The following is a 20,528-nucleotide window of genomic DNA, read 5'->3' as shown; positions in this document are numbered from 1 at the left end:
GACAATAGAATCTACTTAATTCTCGAATGTATATGTCTCCTACAATAGATGTTTTTAACTTCTGATTTGTAACAAAAGGATACGAAGGACTAATATACTCACCTACCACCTCCCCCTACGATCAGGAAGCGGTCTTTTCCTGAATTGTTTCGATAAAAAAAGAAGCCCCCTTTCTCACGAAAGAGGACCCCTATTTACAAACAAAACAAACAATGTTATTTTCCCACTAAATTCTGCTCCAAAAGTTTTTTTAAACACGTTTTAACGCATGTTCATTCCTGCTACAGAATGAAACTTCTGCATCATACCAACGAATTACTAATGGAGCACGAAATATTAAAAGGACTTGAAATGGTATTATTTCTACTATTCGGTAGAGAATAACTTAAATATCTTTTGATGTAACATTCTGATATACTACTTATTAAAGAAGAAATTTTCTGCATACATATCAATCTTCTGAAAGTAAAAAGTGTCTTCATTGCCTTTTCTGTTTTATTTGTTGGCGTAAAGGTAATAATAAATGCTCTTTTTTACCTACATTATCAGTGTCTTTTAATCTTTTTTCTTCTTTTACCCCTTTTCTATCGTTTTAAAAAGTGATATTTACATAGAAAAGGCAGGAAAATACGATTTTCCCGCCTTTTGAAAAGCTTATATAATAAGTCTGATTAGTTATTTTCCGGACGAAGTTTGCGAACTGTTACAGCAGTCTGCCACATTTCGCTTTCGCGCAATGCTTTCAGTTCTTCTTCCAGTTTCTCACGATAATCCGGTTTAGAGTTGGAGTCGATTGAAATCTGCGCTTCGTTACCAGTCTTTACACTGTGATACAATTTTTCAACTACCGGTTTGATAGCGTCATGGAACGGGCCCATCCAGTCGAGAGCACCACGTTGAGCTGTAGTAGAGCAGTTAGCGTACATCCAGTCCATACCATTCTTTGCGAACAACGGCATCAGTGACTGAGTCAGTTCTTCTACCGTTTCGTTGAATGCTTCAGAAGGGCTGTGTCCGTTTTCACGCAATACTTCGTACTGTGCCAACAACAAACCTTGGATTGCACCCATCAGTGAACCACGTTCTCCTGTCAGGTCGGAAGTAGCTTCACGGCTGAAAGTTGTTTCAAACAAATAACCTGAACCGATACCGATACCCAGTGCAATTGTTCTGTCCATTGCATTGCCTGTTGCATCCTGATAGATAGCGTAAGAAGAGTTCAAACCGCGACCTTCGAGGAACATGGTACGCAAAGAAGTACCCGAACCTTTAGGAGCCACCATAATCACGTCGATATCTTTTGGAGGAACTACACCTGTGCGATCACTCCATGTGATAGCGAAGCCATGAGAGAAATAAAGAGCTTTTCCGGCAGTCAGGTAAGGTTTGATAGTTGGCCATACAGACATTACTGCCGCATCAGACAACAAACACATAACGACTGTACCTTTCTCACAAGCCTCTTCAATGCCGAATAAAGTTTCACCCGGAACCCATCCGTCAGCTACTGCTTTATCGTATGTTTTACCCGGACGCTGACCAACGATTACATTAAAACCGTTATCACGCAGATTCAATGCTTGTCCAGGACCTTGTACACCGTAACCGATTACAGCGATTGTTTCATTTTTTAATACTTCACGAGCCTTTTCCAATGGAAATTCATCACGGATTACTACGGTTTCTGTAGTACCGCCAAAATTCAACTGTGCCATTTTTTTGTTTTTTTGTTTTAAGCCTTTCTTCTTTCTCCATTACGAAAAAATAAAGAAGAGGCAAGTTATTAATTATTATAATCTTTTTAAAATCCGATTCTCCAACCTACATTAAATTGAAAAATGCTGTTATACTTCTTGCCGGAAGAGGACCATTCATCGGGATACTTCTTCCAGACATCAATCAGCCCCAAATTGTGACTTGCCGAAAGCTGAAGACCAAAGTCCCACTGATAACCGATACCGACTCCTATAGAAAAGTCAAATTTACGCATTTTGTCCAGATCTGACAATTCATCATAATCTCTTCCATCATCCCGGACTACATTAAAACCGAACTGGGGACCTACAAATACAAACAACCCTTTGTACACATATCCTTTTGCGTAAACCGGTATACTGACGTAATCCAACTTGGTCGTATAAGAGATGTAATCAGTTGTAAACCTATTGCCCAGCACCAGATAATTAACTCCTATGCCCATACCGACTCTTTCATTCCAGATAACTTCCATCCCCATACCTATATTAAATCCGGGACGCACCTTACTATTATTGTCGCTATTGGTTATATTGGATAATCCTAAACCTACTTCTGGTATAAAACTGATCTCCTGAGCACTCACTTTGAGTGCGGACAAAAGAAGCAATATGGCATACCATTTCTTCATCTCTCTGTTTGCTATTCAAACATCACTTTGGAACGGCAAACGACTTCGCTCCCGTTTTTCTTCACTTCTACATGAAACTCGTTTTCATTCGCCTCATCGCAAAAGAAAGAAAGCTCATCTCCGAAATAACTTTCAGCCACATACGCCATTTCAAACCGGCGGATGCGTTTTGTCTGATACAATTCTATCGGAAACAAGTCTAGTATATGCTCGATATAACGGATACTGTTTACATGCCCGTTAATATCTATATCACTGTATTTGGCCGTCAGCGTTGCAACAGGCTGATCACTGGTCACCTTGATACGAGAAGGCTTTTCAATCGGACAAGGCTCATCGCACACATAATCGACGATGCTCCCTCCATGCAGTGCCAACAGATCGGCAGGCTTACGGGTATTCAAATTGATCATCGCCCATACGGAACGTGCATAGCCTATCTTTTTGCCATCCTTGTCAATGATGGCAAAGTTACGGTCGGTAAACAGACGATAGACATTCTCCACCCATGTCTGAACCGAGAACTTCTCGTATTGATAAGGCATCTCATCCAATTCGACAGCCAGACGGGAAAGTACCCATGTGTAATTGTCCTCGTTCAACGTAGCAATACCAAATCCACGGTCGCTGGCATGAAAACCTGCACAATTCAGCAGATGATTTCCCAGCACTCCCATTGTCAGGCGTCCGTTAAAGTCCACATGAAATGGCTCTGCCACAAACTGATAGGTCCCTATTTTATTTTCTTCACTCATCACTCTTGTTGTTTACTTTGCTTATACTTCGCTTCCTGTCCATCCAGAAACTCATTTACCCGCTCGAAACAACTGGTAGTAATGGCTACACGCCCCGAACGAACAAATTGCAGAACACATTTCAAAGCCCGAAGTTCTTCGTAAAGTGAAGTGATCTCTTCACTCATACCGTTTTTCTCAACGATAGAGAATACCGGATTCACTTCTACAATACGGGCATTATATCTGCGGATCACCTTAGATGCTTCCGGAGTTTCCTGAAAAGCGGGAGTAGATACCTTATATAAGGCAATCTCGTGAAAATAAATCTCGTCTTCCGTAAAATAGTGTGCCTGAATAACGTCAATCTTCTTTTCAATCTGCTTCACCACCTTCTCGATAGTGTCCCTATCGGTCCATGCGGTAATCGTATATTTATGTACACCTTTAATAGAAGAAGCAGACACGTTCAAACTCTCGATGTTTATTTGGCGGCGGGTAAATACAGCAGTTACCTGATTCAGCAATCCGGCTATATTTTCGGAATGAACTATAATTGTATATAATGTCTTATCACTCATAACTTTTTAAACTAAGAATTAACATTCCAGCAACATCTGATTTACCGAACCACCCGGAGGGGTCATCGGCAGGACATTACCTTCTTCTACCACACAAGCTTCGAGCAGGAACGGTCCGTCTGTCGACAGCATTTCGTCGATAGCCACTTTCAGTTCTTCCCGCGAAAATACACGCTTGGAAGGAATATCGTAGGCAGAAGCGATTTTCATATAATCCGGATTCAGCATCGGAGTAAACGAATAACGGCGATTAAAGAACATTGCCTGCCATTGGCGCACATTGCCGAGATAATTGTTATTCAAGCAGATAATCTTCACCGGAGCTTTCTGTTCCATGATTGTCCCCAGCTCCTGAATATTCATTTGCAGTCCGCCGTCGCCCATAAATACACATACTGTGCGATCCGGACGTCCGAAAGTAGCTCCGATAGCTGCCGGAAGACCAAAGCCCATTGTGCCGAGTCCGCCCGAAGTAACGATACTACGTTCTTTGGTATATTTAAAATAACGGGCAGAAATCATCTGATTCTGACCTACATCTGTCACCAATATAGCTTCGTGCCGGGTCGCTTCGCTTACTGCGCGTACTACTTCTCCCATACTCAGAGAATCCGTTGCGGGATGAAGTTCGGGACGAATGACTTTTTCTTCCTCTACTACCTCATATTCCTTGAAACTATCTACCCATTCGGTATGCTGATTCTTTTTCAACAGTTCGGTCACAGCGGACAATGTCTTTTTGCAGTCACCCAGAACGGCAATATCTACCTTTACATTCTTGTTAACTTCTGCCGGATCAATATCAAAATGAATCACTTTCGCTTGTTTGGCATAAGTAGCCAGATTACCTGTTACACGATCATCAAAACGCATCCCGACAGCAATCAGTACATCACATTTGTTGGTATTGATATTGGGGCCTAAATTTCCATGCATGCCCAACATTCCTTTATTCAAAGGGTGATCAGTAGGCAATGCGGACAGTCCGAGCAAGGTACAACCTGCCGGCATATCTGCCTTTTCGATAAAGGTACGCAGTTCTTCCTGAGCACTTCCCAGTTCTACTCCCTGTCCTACTAACACCAGCGGACGTTCGGCATTATTAATCAGTTCGGCAGCAGCCTTTACCGATTCTTCGTCTGTGTCGGGAACCGGAACATAACTGCGGATAAACTCCTGCTTTGTCGGTTCATATTTCGTTTTTTCAACCTGTGCATTTTTAGCAAAGTCGAGTACCACCGGACCGGGACGTCCGCTGCTGGCAATATAAAAAGCACGTGCTATCGCCCAAGCCACGTCTTCCGCACGACGAATCTGATAGCTCCATTTAGCGATTGGCTGGGTGATACCTACCAAATCGACTTCCTGAAAAGCGTCCGTTCCGAGAAAACCTGTCCCCACCTGCCCTGCAATGACAACGATAGGAGTGCTGTCTATCATCGCATCTGCAATACCGGTGATGGTATTTGTTGCTCCGGGACCACTGGTTACCAGACAAACACCTACTTTACCCGATACACGGGCATAGCCTTGTGCCGCATGGGCAGCTCCCTGTTCATGGCGAACCAAGATATGATTCAATGTATTTTGATGGTCGTACAGGGCATCGAATGTAGGCATTATGGAACCACCGGGATAACCGAAAATGGTAGTCACTCCCTGATGTTCCAGAGAACGCATCATTGCCTCTGCGCCTGTTATTAAGTCCTTACTCATAGTTTCTTAATGGATAATGGAAATTCATAATAGATAATGAAGTGGATCAATCAATTAATCTCACTGCTCCCTTATCGGCAGAGCTTACCATGCTGGCGTATGCTTTCAGACTCTTCGGCACGTAACGGTCACGAGTAACGGGAGTCATCGGGCGGGCAGCCAGTTCTTCATCTGTTAGTCGCACGTTAATCGTTCGGGCGGGAATGTCGATTTCAATAATATCTCCATCTACTATCTTTCCTATGTTACCTCCGGCAGCGGCTTCAGGAGAAACATGTCCGATACTCAATCCGGAAGTTCCACCACTGAAACGTCCGTCGGTAATCAAGGCACATTCTTTGCCAAGGTGACGGGATTTGATATAAGAAGTCGGGTAAAGCATTTCCTGCATACCGGGACCACCCTTCGGACCTTCGTGCGTGATGACGACAACGTCGCCGCTGACGACTCGGCCTCCAAGAATGCCTTCACAAGCTGCTTCTTGTGAGTCGAATACTTTGACCGGTCCGGTAAATTTCCAGATACTTTCGTCTACCCCCGCCGTTTTTACCACACAACCGTCCTGAGCAATATTTCCTTTCAATACCGCCAGACCTCCGTCTTTGCTATAAGCATGTTCCAAATCACGGATGCAGCCGCTCGCACGATCTGTATCCAGTTCCTTATAATATGCACCCTGAGAGCCAAGTACGAGATTGAATCTGTTTCCTGCCGCACTTGAATATTTCTTTATTGCTTTTTCTGTAACATGGGGGCTCGTGATTGAATATTGATCGATTGCTTCTGCCAACGACATGCCATCCACACGGAGAACAGAGGTATCAATCAGACCGCCTTTTGCCAACTCTGCTAAAATGGCAATAATACCACCTGCACGGTTAACATCTTGAATGTGATATTTTTGTGTATTCGGAGCGACTTTACACAGACAGGGTGCCTTACGTGACAGCATATCAATGTCATCCATCTTGAAATCAACTCCTGCCTCATGCGCTACAGCCAACAAGTGAAGAACTGTATTCGTAGAACCTCCCATCGCAATATCCAATGTCATTGCATTGAGGAATGCCTGACGGGTAGCAATGCTGCGGGGAAGTACGCTTTCGTCTCCTTCTTCATAATATTTCATTGCATTCTCTACAATCAATTTGGCAGCATCTTCAAATAGCTTTGTACGATTTTCGTGCGTAGCTACAATGGTTCCATTCCCCGGAAGGGCCAAACCGATGGCTTCATTCAGGCAGTTCATTGAGTTCGCCGTAAACATTCCTGAGCAGCATCCGCAAGTAGGACAAGCATTCTGTTCGATATTAGCCACTTCCTGATCACTTACGCTGTCATCTGCCGATTTAATCATAGCATCAATCAAATCCAGATGCTGGCCATTCCATTCGCCGGCTTCCATCGGTCCGCCGGATACGAATACGGTAGGGATATTCAGACGCATGGCAGCCATCAACATTCCCGGAGTAATCTTGTCGCAGTTGCTGATACATACCATTGCATCCGCCTTGTGCGCATTGACCATATATTCCACGCTATCTGCTATGATATCACGGGAAGGAAGCGAGTAAAGCATTCCATCGTGACCCATAGCGATACCGTCATCGATAGCAATCGTATTAAATTCCGCAGCGAAGCATCCCAGCTTCTCAATTTCAGCCTTTACCAACTGCCCGATCTCATGCAGATGCACGTGTCCCGGAACGAACTGTGTAAATGAATTGACGATAGCGATAATGGGTTTTCCCATCTGATTCTTCTTCATGCCGTTGGCTGCCCATAATGCGCGGGCTCCCGCCATGCGACGGCCTTGTGTACTAAACGAACTGCGTAATTGCTTTTTCATTTCAATCTATCTTTTAATTAAAGAGCCTCCCTCACATCAGTGAGAAAGGCTCTAAATTCTATCTTTTATGGTACGAATACATACACAAAACCTTTCTCACGCTCTTGATGGCACCACCACGACGCGAATAATATGCAGAACTGCTAGGTTAATAGATGTATGTAATATATTCATATCTTCTTTTCTTTGTTTTCGTGCTGCAAAGGTAAGGGCTTTTTTATTATCTCCAAACAAATCGAAGAAAAAAATCACTAAAAAGCGAATAATCGTAAGAAAAGAGCGGTAATAAACCTAAATTTTATCACTTAAAGGTTGAATTTGCAACTATCAGTTAGTAGAGAAGGACTGTCCATTTCTTACAAAAGCGCTTAATAATCTGAAATTTACTCAGTATGCATCCGGTAGCAAGCAAATTATTCGTATCTTTGTCCACCCTAAATAAAGGGATTTATTAATTAGAAACTATAAATATCAGATGGAAACAGTAGAAAACAAGTACATCACCGTTGCATATAAGCTATATACAGTGGAAGATGGTGAAAAAGAATTGTTCGAAGAAACAAATGCAGAACATCCTTTTCAGTTCATTTCAGGATTAGGCACAACGCTCGAAAGCTTCGAGAACCAGATAACAACTCTTTCTAAGGGTGATAAATTCGATTTTACCATTCCTGCAGATAAAGCGTACGGAGCATACGATGAGCAACATGTATTCGATCTTCCTAAACATATCTTCGAAATAGATGGCAAGTTCGATAGCGAACGCGTACAAGAAGGCAGCATTGTACCTTTAATGACCGGAGATGGCCAGCGTGTAAACGCCAGCGTAGTAGAAATCCAACAGGATGTAGTAATCGTTGACCTCAACCACCCGTTGGCAGGTGCCGACCTGTTCTTTGAAGGTGAAGTCATTGAAAGCCGCCCTGCTACTAACGAAGAAATCCAGGAACTGGTGAAAATGATGAGTGGCGAAGGCTGTGGTTGCGGATGCGACAGCTGTGGAAGCGACTGTGGCGATGACTGCGGTTGCGAAGGCGGACACTGCCATTGATAAAATGAAGAACTAAAAATGAAGAATGAAGAATTGCTATGCAGTTATTGCGCAGCTAATTCTTCATTCTTCATTTTTAGTTCTTCATTTCTCAGTTCTTCATTTTTAGCATCCTTTATGCGTCATAATATCAAGCACCATCTTATCCGTTTCATTCATGGCCTGCGAACCTATTCGGGTCAAATTACGGATACTTTGATCCACATCCTCATCAATAATGCCCTCTACAGAAGTTACGCAACGATCCTCCATCGCCATCATAGCAGACAATACGGCTGTCGAAACTCCTGTTGTCACTTTTAGTGCGCAACTCGGTTTGGCACCATCACAAATCATTCCCGTCAAATTGGCAATCATGTTTTGAACGGCAAAGGCAACTTGATTGTAATTTCCTCCCATCAGCCAAGTGATTCCACAACTAGATCCTGTAGCAGCTACTACGCAGCCACATAAGGCAGAAAGGCGCCCCAAACTCTGTTTGATATAGATGACTGTAAGATGACTCAACATTAAGGCACGGATCAGTTCTTCTTCGGTTTTACCATTTTCTTCGGCAAATACCACAACGGGAAGTGTAGCGGATATTCCCTGATTACCACTACCGGAGTTACTCATTACAGGAATCATTGCACCGGCCATCCGGGCGTCGCAAGCAGCTGAAGTATAAGATAGTATATGAGAAAACACACTATCTCCCATGACTTTATGTTCGTAAGTTCCCCGGAGCATCTTACCCAAAGAATGACCGTAGTTACCTTTAAAAGCCTGTTCAGCAGCAGCTTTGTTCAAACGTGCTGTATCTAGGATAAAACGGATTTCATCCAAAGGGGAGGTCAGGGCAAAATCATAGACTTTACGTAAGTTTAGTTCCAGCTGAGCTTCTTCCTCTTCCTCATTGACGGTCTGCTGCTTGTCAAGCAACACTTTCTCATCCGTAGCAATATAAACAAAAGTAGTATGTCCACCGGCAATCACTGCCGTTGCTTTCCGACTACCGGCTTTACAGATTACTTCGATATATAGTTTCTCTGCAATATCTTCTTTTAGAGAAATACAGATTCGTTTCTCTGCGATAAACTGTTTACCTTCTTCCACCGCCTCTGGTCTGCAGTCTCTCAGCACTTCCAACTGATATTCTGATTTACCGATCAACGCTCCTAAGGCAACAGCTATGGGAAGCCCGACCATATCCGTTCCCGGAATACCGACTCCCATCGCATTCTTCAGTATATTCGCACTCAATAATACTTCTATTTTCTCCGGTTTCATATTGAGAGTTTCGGCAGCTTTAGCCACACAAAGTGCTACCGCAATGGGCTCTGTACATCCTATCGCCGGAATCACTTCTTTTCTGATCAAGTCTATTATTTGCTTTCTTTCCGATTCAATCATAACCTATAAGGCTTTAGTTTCCACAAAAGTAGAAAATTCTTTTTTATCAAACATCCATTAGTGAACAAATAAAATTGCATATTGTTATAAAATCCCCCAAGAACCGAACTTTAACAGTTAGAATAATAGAAAAATGAAAGCAAAACACGTTATTGTTTATTTACTGCTAGCCATTTTCTCTTCTTCTTGCATCCGCGAAGAAGCTCCCAATGCAGAGGCAGATATATTGAGCTGCAGATTGCCGGAAGCAGTCATGACAACAAGCCCGATCATCACTAATAACTCCATTAACATATTCGTAGCACCGGGAACAGACATTTCATCCCTTGCACCGGAATTTACGTTAACTCCGGGAGCTACCATCGATCCTCCCTGTGGAACCACAAGAGATTTTCATTCGCCCCAGCCATATACCGTTACGGCTGCTGACGGCTTTTGGAAGAAGAAGTACACTGTGTCCGTCATTGATACAGAGCTTGCTACCATTTATAATTTTGAAGATACACTCGGCGGGCAGAAATATTATATTTTTGTAGAACGGGAAAGAGAAAGAGTAGTGATGGAATGGGCAAGCGGGAACGCCGGCTATGCGATGACCGGAGTTCCTAAAACAGCCGACGACTATCCAACCTTCCAAATTGCCAATGGAAAAAGTGGAAAATGCCTGTCCTTAGTAACTCGCAGCACCGGATTCTTTGGTAGCATAATGGGAATGCCTATCGCTGCCGGAAATCTGTTCATCGGTTCCTTCGATGTAGGAAATGCCATGAGTAACCCACTGAAAGCGACTAAATTCGGGCTTCCTTTCCGGCATGTTCCTACTTATCTGGCCGGTTATTATAAATACAAAGCCGGAGATCAGTTCACAGAAGGAGGAAAACCTGTCAGTGGCAAACGTGACATATGCGATATATACGCCATCATGTACGAGACCAGTGAATCTGTACCGACCCTCGACGGAACAAATGCCTTCACCAGCCCTAACTTGATTTCAATGGCACGCATTGATGACGCTAAAGAGACAGATGAATGGACCTACTTTAAACTTCCTTTTAATATGCTAACCGGAAAATACATTGATAAAGAAAAGCTGCTGGAAGGAAAATATAATGTAGCTATCGTATTCACATCCAGTCTGGAAGGCGATCATTTTAATGGAGCTATCGGAAGTACGCTGTTGATCGATGAGGTCGAACTCATCTATCGCTCAGAAAACTGATTTCATTCTATCCATTCTCTCATATTAGAAGAGGAGACAGAGTGACTATCTACATAATGAAATAATGAATAATTTGATAATAATAAAGATGAAAGTCCATTCCTACATATTCAGTTTACTTGCCTGCATAAGCATAGCCCTTCCCAGCTATTCGCAGGTTGACAGAAATGAAACGCTTATCCGCTCCGCTCTTCATGGGCTGGAGTATGAAATCAAAGCAGGGTTCAGCATTGGCGGCACGGCTCCGCTCCCCCTACCTGTGGAAATCCGTTCGGTTGACGGCTATAACCCGACGCTGGCTATCAGCATTGGAGGAGAAGTGACCAAGTGGTTTGCCGTTCAAAACAAACTGGGAGTAATTGTCGGATTACGGTTGGAAAATAAAGCCATGACAACAGAAGCCACCGTAAAAAACTATAATATGGAAATTCTGGGACAAGGAGGAGAAAGAATCAGCGGTGTCTGGACAGGAGGAGTAAAAACCAAAGTCCACACTTCCGGACTGACAATTCCTCTAATGGCTACTTACAAGTTGAGCAACCGTTGGAATATTAAAGCCGGACCTTATTTTTCGTATCTGCTTTCAAGAGAGTTTTCGGGACACGTATATGAAGGATATTTGCGTGAAGGTGACCCGGTAGGCCCCAAAGTAGAATTTACGGATGATAAAATCGCAACTTATGACTTCTCGGACGACCTGAGACATTTTCAGTGGGGAATGCAAGTAGGAGCCGGATGGAGAGCATTTAAACATCTGAATATATATGCAGACCTCACATGGGGATTGAATGATATCTTCAAGAATGATTTCCAGACAATTACCTTTGCCATGTATCCGATCTATTTAAATATCGGCTTCGGATATGCTTTCTAAATAATAAAAAAGCCAGGCACGGAATTACGCAGATTAACACGTTTTTTAGTTACTCAATTCTTAAAACTGTGAAATCCGCGTAATTCATATCTACAATCTTATTTGAACCCCTGCCGGATCAGTCCTTACCGGATTCTTCTACCTGCTTCACACCGAAGAAAGTAACTTTCACGGTTTGCTGTAACGCAGGCACTTTTACCTGAATATTCATCGAAGCATCTCCATTTTGAACCGTCCCTTCTATCGTAGTAGCGCAGGTCCCCAAACTAGCAGCATCTCCCTGAAAAATCAAGTCCTGCTGTCCTGTAAACGTTGAAACGTCAGTTGCCTTTTTCACCGTACACTTATCTATTACGATATCACCGAACTTCAAGATGTTTCCGTTTATAAACAGTTCAAAATCCTTCAGTTCCATCTTCACTTCCGTATTGCTGACCTGCGAGAAAGTGATGAATTTGGGAAGTCCGTCAGCAATCACTATTTCCTGGCCAGAGCCATCCGGTATCATTGAAATATCAAGATTACCCCAATATGTCCCTACCACATCGGGAGCAGTTATTACCGCCTCTTCTTCCGGAGGAGTCGTTTCATCATTGACCGTATTATCATCATCGCTGCTACAAGCCGCCAAAAGAGAGACAGAGCATACCAATGCCCACAAATACAATAGATTCTTTTTCATAAATTTCCGGTTTAGTTAGTAAATAATCGTCATTTATAAACTAAAAAGAGGAAAAAAGGTTCAATTTGCTTCCTTTTCCGAAGATATTTTGAATTCACAACCTTCTTATCGAAAACTTTGTTATATTTGCATAGAGTAATTTTAAAAAAGCCACAACTATGTTTAATTCATTTGGCAACATCTTTCGACTCACCAGCTTTGGCGAGTCTCATGGAAAAGGAGTTGGGGGAGTAATTGACGGATTTCCTTCCGGAATAACGATTGACGAAGAATTTGTACAACAAGAACTAAATCGACGCCGCCCGGGACAATCCATCCTCACCACAGCACGCAAAGAAGCGGATAAAGTGGAGTTTCTTTCAGGCATCTTCGAAGGTAAATCAACCGGATGCCCTATCGGATTTATCGTATGGAATGAGAATCAGCATTCCAATGACTACAATAACCTGAAAGAGGTATATCGCCCTTCACACGCGGATTATACCTATAAAGTAAAGTATGGTATCCGTGACCATCGCGGTGGCGGACGTTCATCCGCCCGTGAAACGATCTCACGCGTAGTAGCCGGCGCATTGGCTAAATTAGCCCTTCGCCAGTTAGGAATCAGCATCACAGCCTACACATCGCAAGTAGGTGCCATCAAATTGGAAGGCACTTATTCCGATTATGATCTCGACTTGATAGAAACAAACGACGTACGCTGTCCGGACCCTGAAAAGGCGAAAGAAATGGCAGACCTTATATACAAGGTAAAAGGCGAAGGCGACACTATCGGAGGTACGCTGACTTGTGTCATCAAAGGATGCCCTATCGGACTGGGTCAACCTGTATTCGGCAAGCTTCACGCAGCTCTGGGCAATGCCATGTTAAGTATCAATGCCGCCAAAGCCTTCGAATATGGAGAAGGATTCAAGGGATTGAAGATGAAAGGTTCCGAACAGAACGACGTTTTCTACAATAATAACGGACGAATAGAAACGCATACCAACCACTCCGGAGGTATTCAGGGGGGAATCAGTAACGGACAGGATATTTACTTCCGTGTGGTATTCAAACCGATAGCTACCTTATTGATGGAACAGGAAACGGTGAATATTGACGGTGTAGATACCACGCTGAAAGCCCGCGGACGTCATGACGCCTGTGTACTGCCACGTGCCGTGCCTATCGTAGAAGCAATGGCTGCCATGACCATACTTGATTATTATCTGTTGGATAAAACAACGCAGCTTTAAATCTCATTCTTATGAACGAAATTCAAAAATACATCGCAGCGAACGAACCGAAAATAATGGAGGACTTGTTCAGCCTCATCCGTATCCCCAGTATCAGTGCCTTGCCGGAACATCACGATGATATGCTTGCATGTGCACAACGCTGGGCACAACTATTGCTCGAAGCCGGAGCAGACGAAGCATTGGTAATGCCTTCCAAAGGTAATCCGATTGTTTTCGCGCAAAAGATCGTGGACCCCAATGCCAAAACGGTATTAGTCTACGCCCATTACGACGTAATGCCTGCCGAGCCGTTGGAATTATGGAAAAGCCAGCCATTCGAGTCCGAAATACGGGACGGGTACATTTGGGCGCGCGGCGCGGACGATGACAAGGGACAATCCTTTATTCAGGTCAAAGCCTTTGAATATCTCGCCAAGAACGAACTTCTAAGAAACAACGTCAAGTTTATCTTCGAAGGAGAAGAAGAAATCGGTTCGCCCAGTCTGGAAGCTTTCTGTGAAGAGCATAAAGAGCTATTGAAAGCAGACGTCATTCTGGTTTCGGATACCAGTATGCTGGGTGCCGAACTTCCGTCACTAACCACTGGCCTGCGTGGTCTGGCTTACTGGGAAATAGAAGTAACCGGTCCGAACCGTGACTTACATTCGGGACACTTCGGAGGAGCAGTAGCCAATCCGATCAATGTGCTTTGCGAAATAATCAGTAAAGTGACAGATAAAGACGGAAGAATAACCGTTCCCGGATTCTACGATGACGTAGAAGAGGTACCGCAAGCAGAAAGAGAGATGATCGCTCATATTCCTTTCGATGAAAAGAAATACAAAAAAGCGATCGGAGTAAAAGAACTCTTTGGAGAAAAGGGATACAGCACACTGGAACGCAACAGTTGCCGCCCGTCTTTCGATGTATGCGGCATTTGGGGAGGATATACAGGTGAAGGTTCCAAAACAGTCCTTCCTTCAAAAGCATATGCGAAAGTTTCCTGCCGACTGGTTGCACATCAGGATCATCACAAGATTTCGCAGATATTTGCAGATTACATCGCGCATATTGCTCCTGATACCGTACAGGTAAAAGTAACTCCGATGCACGGAGGACAGGGGTATGTTTGCCCAATCTCCCTCCCAGCTTATCAAGCTGCGGAAAAAGGTTTCGAAATAGCTTTCGGTAAAAAGCCACTGGCAGTGCGCCGTGGTGGAAGCATTCCTATCATCTCAACATTTGAACAAGTATTGGGTACTAAAACGGTACTGATGGGATTCGGGCTTGAATCAGATGCGATCCATTCACCGAATGAGAACTTCTCGCTGGACATTTTCCGAAAAGGAATTGAGGCAGTGGTTGAGTTCCATCAAGAATATGCGAAAAAATAAATAAGCCGCAAAGGTGTAAAATAAAAGAACGGTAGACAAGTTGATGATCTCATCACTTCTCTACCGTTCTTTTTATTCAGAAAAAGGTATTTATTCAGAAAAAATCCAAGATACTTCTATTTGAGTTAAAAAAGCCTGCGAATGGAATAAAATAAGACGTATTATTTGCTTTTCAAAATGCCTTTCGTTATTTTTGTATATAAGATTCATTAAAGTAAAGGAGGGCAAATGCGTATGAAACAAAAAGTTAGCATATCATCGCTTCCAATTCATTGGGGAATCCTCATTCTGCTGATTTTTATTCCGCAGCTACTCTCCGCACAAGAAAATAATGACAGTATACGCATAGCCCGTGACAGTGTATCAATGGAGCCGGAAAGCGTGTTACAACGTTCTACACTTGAAATTTTTCCAGAAAAGAGCACTACATATTCTTTATATCCAGCCAGACAGTCAGAACATATGCCCCGTTTTTCACTGAAAAGAGACATTAGCCTGCCTTATCAGACTAATCCTTCCCTTCTTTTCAGAGGTGATTACCGCACAGACGGGATATTGCATCAATTCGCCCACGGGGCAGTGTTCGGCTCCGGGAGTCAGACAAGCATGGCAGGTATCGGGCGTTTCAATAATGCTTCGCTAGGTTATCAGCACATTTTCAATGAACAATTTGAGTTGCAGGTCCGTGCTAATGCGATGAAGATCAATATGTCCCACATCACCGGACAGGCTTTCAGTACTTCGGGCGCCTTTCTTTATCATCCTTCCGATCGTGTCACTTTCAAAGTGTTCGGTTCATACGACATCGGAAACTCTTATGGCATGAGTACCCATAGCTACGGCGCTACCATGTCCGTTGATATGTCCGACCGTTTTGGAATGGAAATGGGAGTACAGCGATATTACGATGCAATGAGCGGACGTTGGGAAACGGTTCCTGTCATGATCCCCTACTATCATTTCAACAAGTTCACATTGGGTCTGGATGTAGGCGGCATACTATACGAGATTCTCCGTGATGTCGTCTTTGATAAAAACAGAGGTATAGGCGGTCCGACGATCGGACCACCCCGCATGCATATACCTATACGGTAAAATCGCTATCGCCAACTTATTTCAGATAATCATTCACATCCAGCAATTTATATTCGGGCGAACATTCAAACAAGTAGTTCAAAAGATTCATATGTGCCGCACCAAAGATCACAAGTATCCGCCTGGCTGATTTTGGCGTACGCTGGATATTCCGGAATATTCTCAGGTTGCGGTTGAACCATCTTCCTGATTCAAAATCGGTTCCTGTATAATCTCCCTTGTCAGATTCATACTTAAAGTGTCCGATAAGATAGTTACCCAAGTCCTTTTTAATATGTTCGGGGGCATTAAGATGTATCAGTTGGGGAAGTATTCCTTTTTGCTTGAATATGGGCTGGTCTTCGAAATATAAAGAAGAGTCGGGAGAATGCACAAAACTCTCTTCAAAATCCTGATATTGTTTCGTGCTATCGTCTTCCAGTAATTCTTCGATACGAGCAGTCTGTGTTCCCCGTGCATCTGCACAATAAATCTTTGCATGACACAATTTTGCTATCCTGAAACCAAGCTGTTGCACTTCACTTTTCGAAAGTTTATGTTTTCCGGCAAGGTATGCCTTAAAAAGATTATCAACCTTTGGCTGTCCGGTTACAGGATGCTCAATGACAATTGCATCCGGCCTGAACTTCGCCAGTTTATTCGCTATTAACTCTATTTCTTTCTGATAAACAGGCGATAATACATCAATCTGATCCTCTTCGGATATTTGCTGCATATCGAGGTTCAGAAAGTCAAAGTGAAAGACTCCCAGTGTCAGAACTTCTGTTTGCTGAGCATATCCTTTCAGGTAAAATATGCACGCCATGATAAAAAACAATGTAACTTTATTCATTGTATTTGTTTATATGTTTGATGCTCAAAGTTAATAAACTTTTTTCAAACAACAGACATTAAGCTAATTTAAGTATAATCATTGCAGTCATTTTCATTTTATGTCGTCAAAAAGAAAAAGAAGCAGCATGATAAAAGAATACGCAAAACAAATGGTAAGCCTTCTCTTTCTATTGTCAGGGATTGCATTATCAAGTTCGGCACAAAAGCAGCAAGTATGGAAGCCGTTTTATGACAAATGCCGGCGGGAAAAAAGTATCATTGATGCCATTCCCACTGAGCTGGAAAAAGCCTTGCATTGGTCGCCTACTATAAATAAGGAACAAAAAGCCGTCATACGCTATATTTTATGGAATATGATCTATGTAGAAGGAAACAGCATAAATATGGGAGAAAATAACGACGTTCCTGTTACTGTAGGCTCTTTCTTTATCAATCGATATGAGGTCAGCCAAGATGAATGGTATGTGATTATGGGAAACAACCCTTCCAATCAGCACAAACGCGATTTTCCGGTAGACCAGATCAACTGGTATGATGCCCGTCGCTTCACTCAAAGGCTATCCGAACTGAGCGGGTTACCCTTCCGGCTACCCTTCGAAGCGGAATGGGAATATGCGGCACGTGGAGGACTGAATACAAAGAATTTTATCTATTCCGGCAGCAATAATCCGGAACAGGTAGCCTGGTTTAGAGAAAAATATAATAATAACTATGTATCCAAAGAGACAGGAAGAAAAGAGCCAAATGAACTTGGACTTTATGACATGAGCGGGAATGTATATGAATGGTGCATGGACTGGTACGATAAAAAAGTTCCTTTTACCGGAAACATCGATCCCGATTTAGGTGGAAAGGACATGCATAAGGTTTTGCGAGGAGGCAGCTATTACACTATTGAGAAATATTGCAAAATAACCAATCGCTATGGAGTAAATCCGCAACGATGGGATATTGACTATGGATTACGGCTAGTAATCCCCTCTCCGGTACAGTAAATCAAAGTAAAATACCCACGAGCACCTTTGAAAGAATACTCCCAAAAGAATCTTTCAGGCTGGCTTAGCAACAATTCTTCTTTTATTTGCTTTTCTTTATTCGTCCCACAATTGTTTTCCTTTCGTTCCACAGCTATGGAACGAAGCGGAAACAGTTGTGGAACTAAAAGACAACAACTGTGGAACGAATAAGAATCAGTATAAAAAAAACTAAAATATGCGATAAAGGAAAGTTTTACTCAAAGCTCTTCCGATACGTACATCCATTCCTCCATTCCGAACATCCGTAAGCCGTCTTTCCTTTAATGACAGTGCCTTTGCCACAAAGCGGACAAGGCTGACCGACCAAAGCATCAGTATGGTCAGGTGCAGAAGAAGCAGTAGCAGCAGCCGGTGCAGGGACAGAAGGCGATTTACCCGTTTCTTTCGATTCAGTTTTCGGCTTCTTCTCTTTGGGAGCGCTTGCCTTACGCTCGCGCTTTTTAGGTTCTTTCTTTGCTTTTTCTTCTGTCTGGGCAACCGCTTCCTGAATAGTAATACGCCGGTTTGTATTGTCAGAAAGTACGCTCATCACAATTTCCGACACCATTTGCTTCAGTTCTTCCAAAAACTGGCGGGCATCGTATGTTTTCTTTTCGATCTCACGTAATTTCTTTTCCCAGATACCGGTCAGTTCCGCTGATTTCAACAGTTCTTCGTGAATAATCTGCACCAGCTCTACTCCTGTAGGGGTAGCTATCAGGTTCTTTCTTTCCTTGCGGATATAGTTTCGCTTGAACAACGTCTCGATAATGGCGGCACGGGTAGACGGGCGACCGATGCCATTCTCCTTCAAAGCATCACGGAGTTCGTCATTATCTACCAACTTTCCGGCTGTCTCCATGGCACGAAGCAAGGTTGCTTCCGTGTAAGGTCTGGGCGGTTGTGTCCACTTCTCATTCAAATCCGGGACATGAGGACCGCTTTCTCCCTTCACAAAAGCAGGAAGTACATTTTCATCCTCTTCCTCTTTTTCCTCGGAAGTATCTTTCACGTCTTTAGCAAAAACAACACGCCACCCCGGTTCCAGAATCTGTTTACCGGTCACTTTAAACTCTATCTTATCCACTTCTCCCATCACGGTAGTAGTAGAAATCTTACAATCGGGATAGAACACCGCAATAAAACGACGGGCTATCAAATCATAAACACGACGCTCCATATCCGTCAGATTCTGCGCATAAACGCCTGTAGGGATAATTGCATGGTGATCTGTTACCTTCGAATTATCGAATACTTTTTTCGATTTAGGCAATGAAGCACCTGCCAGAGGAGCTGTCAGCACTTCATAATCCCGAAGGCCTTTCAATATTCCGGGACACTTGGGATAGATATCGTCACTCAGAAAAGTGGTATCGACACGCGGATAAGTGGCTACTTTCTTTTCATAAAGGGATTGAATCAGTTTCAGCGTTTCGTCGGCAGAGTAAGCAAACTTCTTATTACACTCTACCTGAAGGGAAGTCAGGTCGAACAGACGCGGAGCGTACTCCTTTCCATCTTTCTTACCGACGCTGGTGACAACAAACGGAAGATCCTTGATACGTTCTACCAAGGCTTCTCCCTCCTCCCGATTGGCAATAGGATCAATGCCGGGATTGTCTATCTTCTTCTTTCCACCGTTCTTTTCTTCTTCGGCAGCTATTTCTTCATCGCTTTTCCGGATGAGAGCAGAAAAAGTCGTATCCCGATAATTCGTTTTCAGTTCCCAGTATTGTTTCGGCTGGAAGTTAGCAATTTCCAGTTGACGATTGACAATCAATGCCAATGTAGGGGTCTGTACACGACCGATGGAAAGTACTTGTTTATTCTGACCGTATTTAATTGTGTAAAGACGGGTCGCATTCATCCCCAACAGCCAGTCCCCCATTGCACGGGAAAGTCCGGCTTCGTACAAAGACTGGAAATCCGTCTGGTCTTTCAGCTTGGCAAATCCTTCACGAATGGCTTCTTCGGTCAGTGAAGAAATCCACAAACGTTTCACCGGACAGCGGGCACCTGCCTTCTGCATCACCCAACGCTGAATCAATTCCCCTTCTTGCCCGGCATCACCGCAGTTGATAATCTCATCTGCATGCTGCATCAGTCCTTCGATAATGTGGAATTGTTTTTCGTAAGTAGGGTTATCAATCAGCTTGATACCGAAACGTGGCGGAATCATCGGTAAGCTACCCAAGTTCCATGATTTCCAGTTAGGGGTGTATTCATGCGGCTCTTTCAAGGTACAGAGATGCCCGAATGTCCAGGTCACCTGGTATCCGTTTCCCTCTATATATCCTTCTTTTCTGGTATGAGCGCCGAGTACTTCGGCTATATCACGTGCTACAGATGGCTTTTCGGCTATGCAAACTATCATTTTTTCTCTTCTTGTTTTACACTAATAGTCTACAAAGTTACACGAATATTTCTCACTGACCGCACTAAGAGGCAAAAAATATCCCGCCTCCAGTCCAAATGGACTTATAAGGCG

The 20,528-nt window shown here is 43.3% G+C and carries 17 protein-coding genes; 7 read left to right on the top strand and 10 right to left on the bottom strand.

Translation table 11 applies throughout. The features are described from left to right. Window positions 1-671: 671 nt before the first annotated feature. The 6 genes from ilvC to ilvD form a co-directional block, all read right to left on the bottom strand. The gene (gene ilvC / locus HMPREF2794_RS23890; protein WP_010539301.1) at window positions 672-1,715 is read right to left on the bottom strand and encodes a ketol-acid reductoisomerase; all 1,044 of its coding nucleotides are present in this window, start codon (window positions 1,713-1,715) and stop codon (window positions 672-674) included. Window positions 1,716-1,801: 86 nt separating this feature from the next. Then, complete coding sequence (locus HMPREF2794_RS23885; RefSeq protein WP_070752896.1) at window positions 1,802-2,386, bottom strand: porin family protein; 585 nt, start codon at window positions 2,384-2,386, stop codon at window positions 1,802-1,804. A gap of 11 nt (window positions 2,387-2,397) precedes the next feature. Then, window positions 2,398-3,141 (bottom strand): acyl-[acyl-carrier-protein] thioesterase, encoded by a 744-nt coding sequence (locus HMPREF2794_RS23880; protein WP_010539303.1) that lies wholly within the window; start codon window positions 3,139-3,141, stop codon window positions 2,398-2,400. Continuing rightward, window positions 3,141-3,701, bottom strand: coding sequence for an acetolactate synthase small subunit (ilvN, locus tag HMPREF2794_RS23875; protein WP_070752894.1), 561 nt, complete (start codon window positions 3,699-3,701; stop codon window positions 3,141-3,143). Before ilvN ends, HMPREF2794_RS23880 begins: the two co-directional genes overlap by 1 nt. Before the next feature lie 18 nt (window positions 3,702-3,719). Further along, window positions 3,720-5,417 (bottom strand): biosynthetic-type acetolactate synthase large subunit, encoded by a 1,698-nt coding sequence (ilvB, locus tag HMPREF2794_RS23870; protein ID WP_070752892.1) that lies wholly within the window; start codon window positions 5,415-5,417, stop codon window positions 3,720-3,722. 46 nt (window positions 5,418-5,463) lie between these two features. Continuing rightward, a complete protein-coding gene (ilvD, locus tag HMPREF2794_RS23865; protein ID WP_070752890.1) occupies window positions 5,464-7,266 on the bottom strand; it encodes a dihydroxy-acid dehydratase in 1,803 nt (600 codons plus the stop codon). Between the two features lie 475 nt (window positions 7,267-7,741). On the opposite strand from ilvD, the gene HMPREF2794_RS23860 reads away from it, so the two are divergent. Next, a complete protein-coding gene (locus HMPREF2794_RS23860; protein WP_010539307.1) occupies window positions 7,742-8,317 on the top strand; it encodes an FKBP-type peptidyl-prolyl cis-trans isomerase in 576 nt (191 codons plus the stop codon). Between the two features lie 105 nt (window positions 8,318-8,422). Here the strand turns inward: HMPREF2794_RS23860 and HMPREF2794_RS23855 are convergent, their stop codons facing one another. After that, window positions 8,423-9,709 (bottom strand): L-cysteine desulfidase family protein, encoded by a 1,287-nt coding sequence (locus HMPREF2794_RS23855; protein WP_010539308.1) that lies wholly within the window; start codon window positions 9,707-9,709, stop codon window positions 8,423-8,425. A 133-nt stretch (window positions 9,710-9,842) separates the two neighbouring features. Between HMPREF2794_RS23855 and HMPREF2794_RS23850 the strand changes: the two genes are divergently transcribed. Continuing rightward, complete coding sequence (locus HMPREF2794_RS23850) at window positions 9,843-10,928, top strand: PCMD domain-containing protein (protein WP_070752888.1); 1,086 nt, start codon at window positions 9,843-9,845, stop codon at window positions 10,926-10,928. Window positions 10,929-11,016: 88 nt separating this feature from the next. After that, on the top strand, window positions 11,017-11,802 hold the full coding sequence (locus HMPREF2794_RS23845; RefSeq protein WP_070752886.1) for a porin family protein: 786 nt from the start codon (window positions 11,017-11,019) through the stop codon (window positions 11,800-11,802). Between the two features lie 118 nt (window positions 11,803-11,920). Here the strand turns inward: HMPREF2794_RS23845 and HMPREF2794_RS23840 are convergent, their stop codons facing one another. Beyond that, on the bottom strand, window positions 11,921-12,484 hold the full coding sequence (locus HMPREF2794_RS23840; protein ID WP_022301990.1) for a calycin-like domain-containing protein: 564 nt from the start codon (window positions 12,482-12,484) through the stop codon (window positions 11,921-11,923). A gap of 158 nt (window positions 12,485-12,642) precedes the next feature. Between HMPREF2794_RS23840 and aroC the strand changes: the two genes are divergently transcribed. The 3 genes from aroC to HMPREF2794_RS23825 all read left to right on the top strand — a co-directional run bounded on the left by aroC (window position 12,643) and on the right by HMPREF2794_RS23825 (window position 16,190). Continuing rightward, on the top strand, window positions 12,643-13,719 hold the full coding sequence (gene aroC, locus HMPREF2794_RS23835; RefSeq protein WP_010539312.1) for a chorismate synthase: 1,077 nt from the start codon (window positions 12,643-12,645) through the stop codon (window positions 13,717-13,719). Window positions 13,720-13,730: 11 nt separating this feature from the next. Continuing rightward, window positions 13,731-15,095 carry a dipeptidase gene (locus HMPREF2794_RS23830; RefSeq protein WP_070752884.1) on the top strand — a complete coding sequence of 455 codons (1,365 nt, stop codon included), beginning with the start codon at window positions 13,731-13,733 and terminating at the stop codon, window positions 15,093-15,095. A 228-nt stretch (window positions 15,096-15,323) separates the two neighbouring features. Next, complete coding sequence (locus tag HMPREF2794_RS23825; protein ID WP_010539314.1) at window positions 15,324-16,190, top strand: hypothetical protein; 867 nt, start codon at window positions 15,324-15,326, stop codon at window positions 16,188-16,190. A 16-nt stretch (window positions 16,191-16,206) separates the two neighbouring features. Here HMPREF2794_RS23825 and HMPREF2794_RS23820 read toward each other — a convergent pair whose 3' ends face one another. Further along, entirely contained in the window at window positions 16,207-17,022 is an 816-nt protein-coding gene (locus tag HMPREF2794_RS23820) for a DUF5694 domain-containing protein (protein WP_070752882.1), read from the bottom strand. Window positions 17,023-17,149: 127 nt separating this feature from the next. On the opposite strand from HMPREF2794_RS23820, the gene HMPREF2794_RS23815 reads away from it, so the two are divergent. Next, window positions 17,150-18,019, top strand: coding sequence for a formylglycine-generating enzyme family protein (locus HMPREF2794_RS23815; protein WP_010539316.1), 870 nt, complete (start codon window positions 17,150-17,152; stop codon window positions 18,017-18,019). A 235-nt stretch (window positions 18,020-18,254) separates the two neighbouring features. Here the strand turns inward: HMPREF2794_RS23815 and HMPREF2794_RS23810 are convergent, their stop codons facing one another. Then, window positions 18,255-20,414 (bottom strand): DNA topoisomerase 3, encoded by a 2,160-nt coding sequence (locus HMPREF2794_RS23810; protein WP_010539317.1) that lies wholly within the window; start codon window positions 20,412-20,414, stop codon window positions 18,255-18,257. Between the last annotated feature and the right edge of the window lie 114 nt (window positions 20,415-20,528).

The sequence above is a fragment of the Bacteroides sp. HMSC067B03 genome (assembly GCF_001811315.1).
Taxonomy (GTDB): Bacteria; Bacteroidota; Bacteroidia; order Bacteroidales; family Bacteroidaceae; genus Bacteroides; species Bacteroides faecis.
This window is presented reverse-complemented; position numbering and strand designations above follow the sequence as displayed.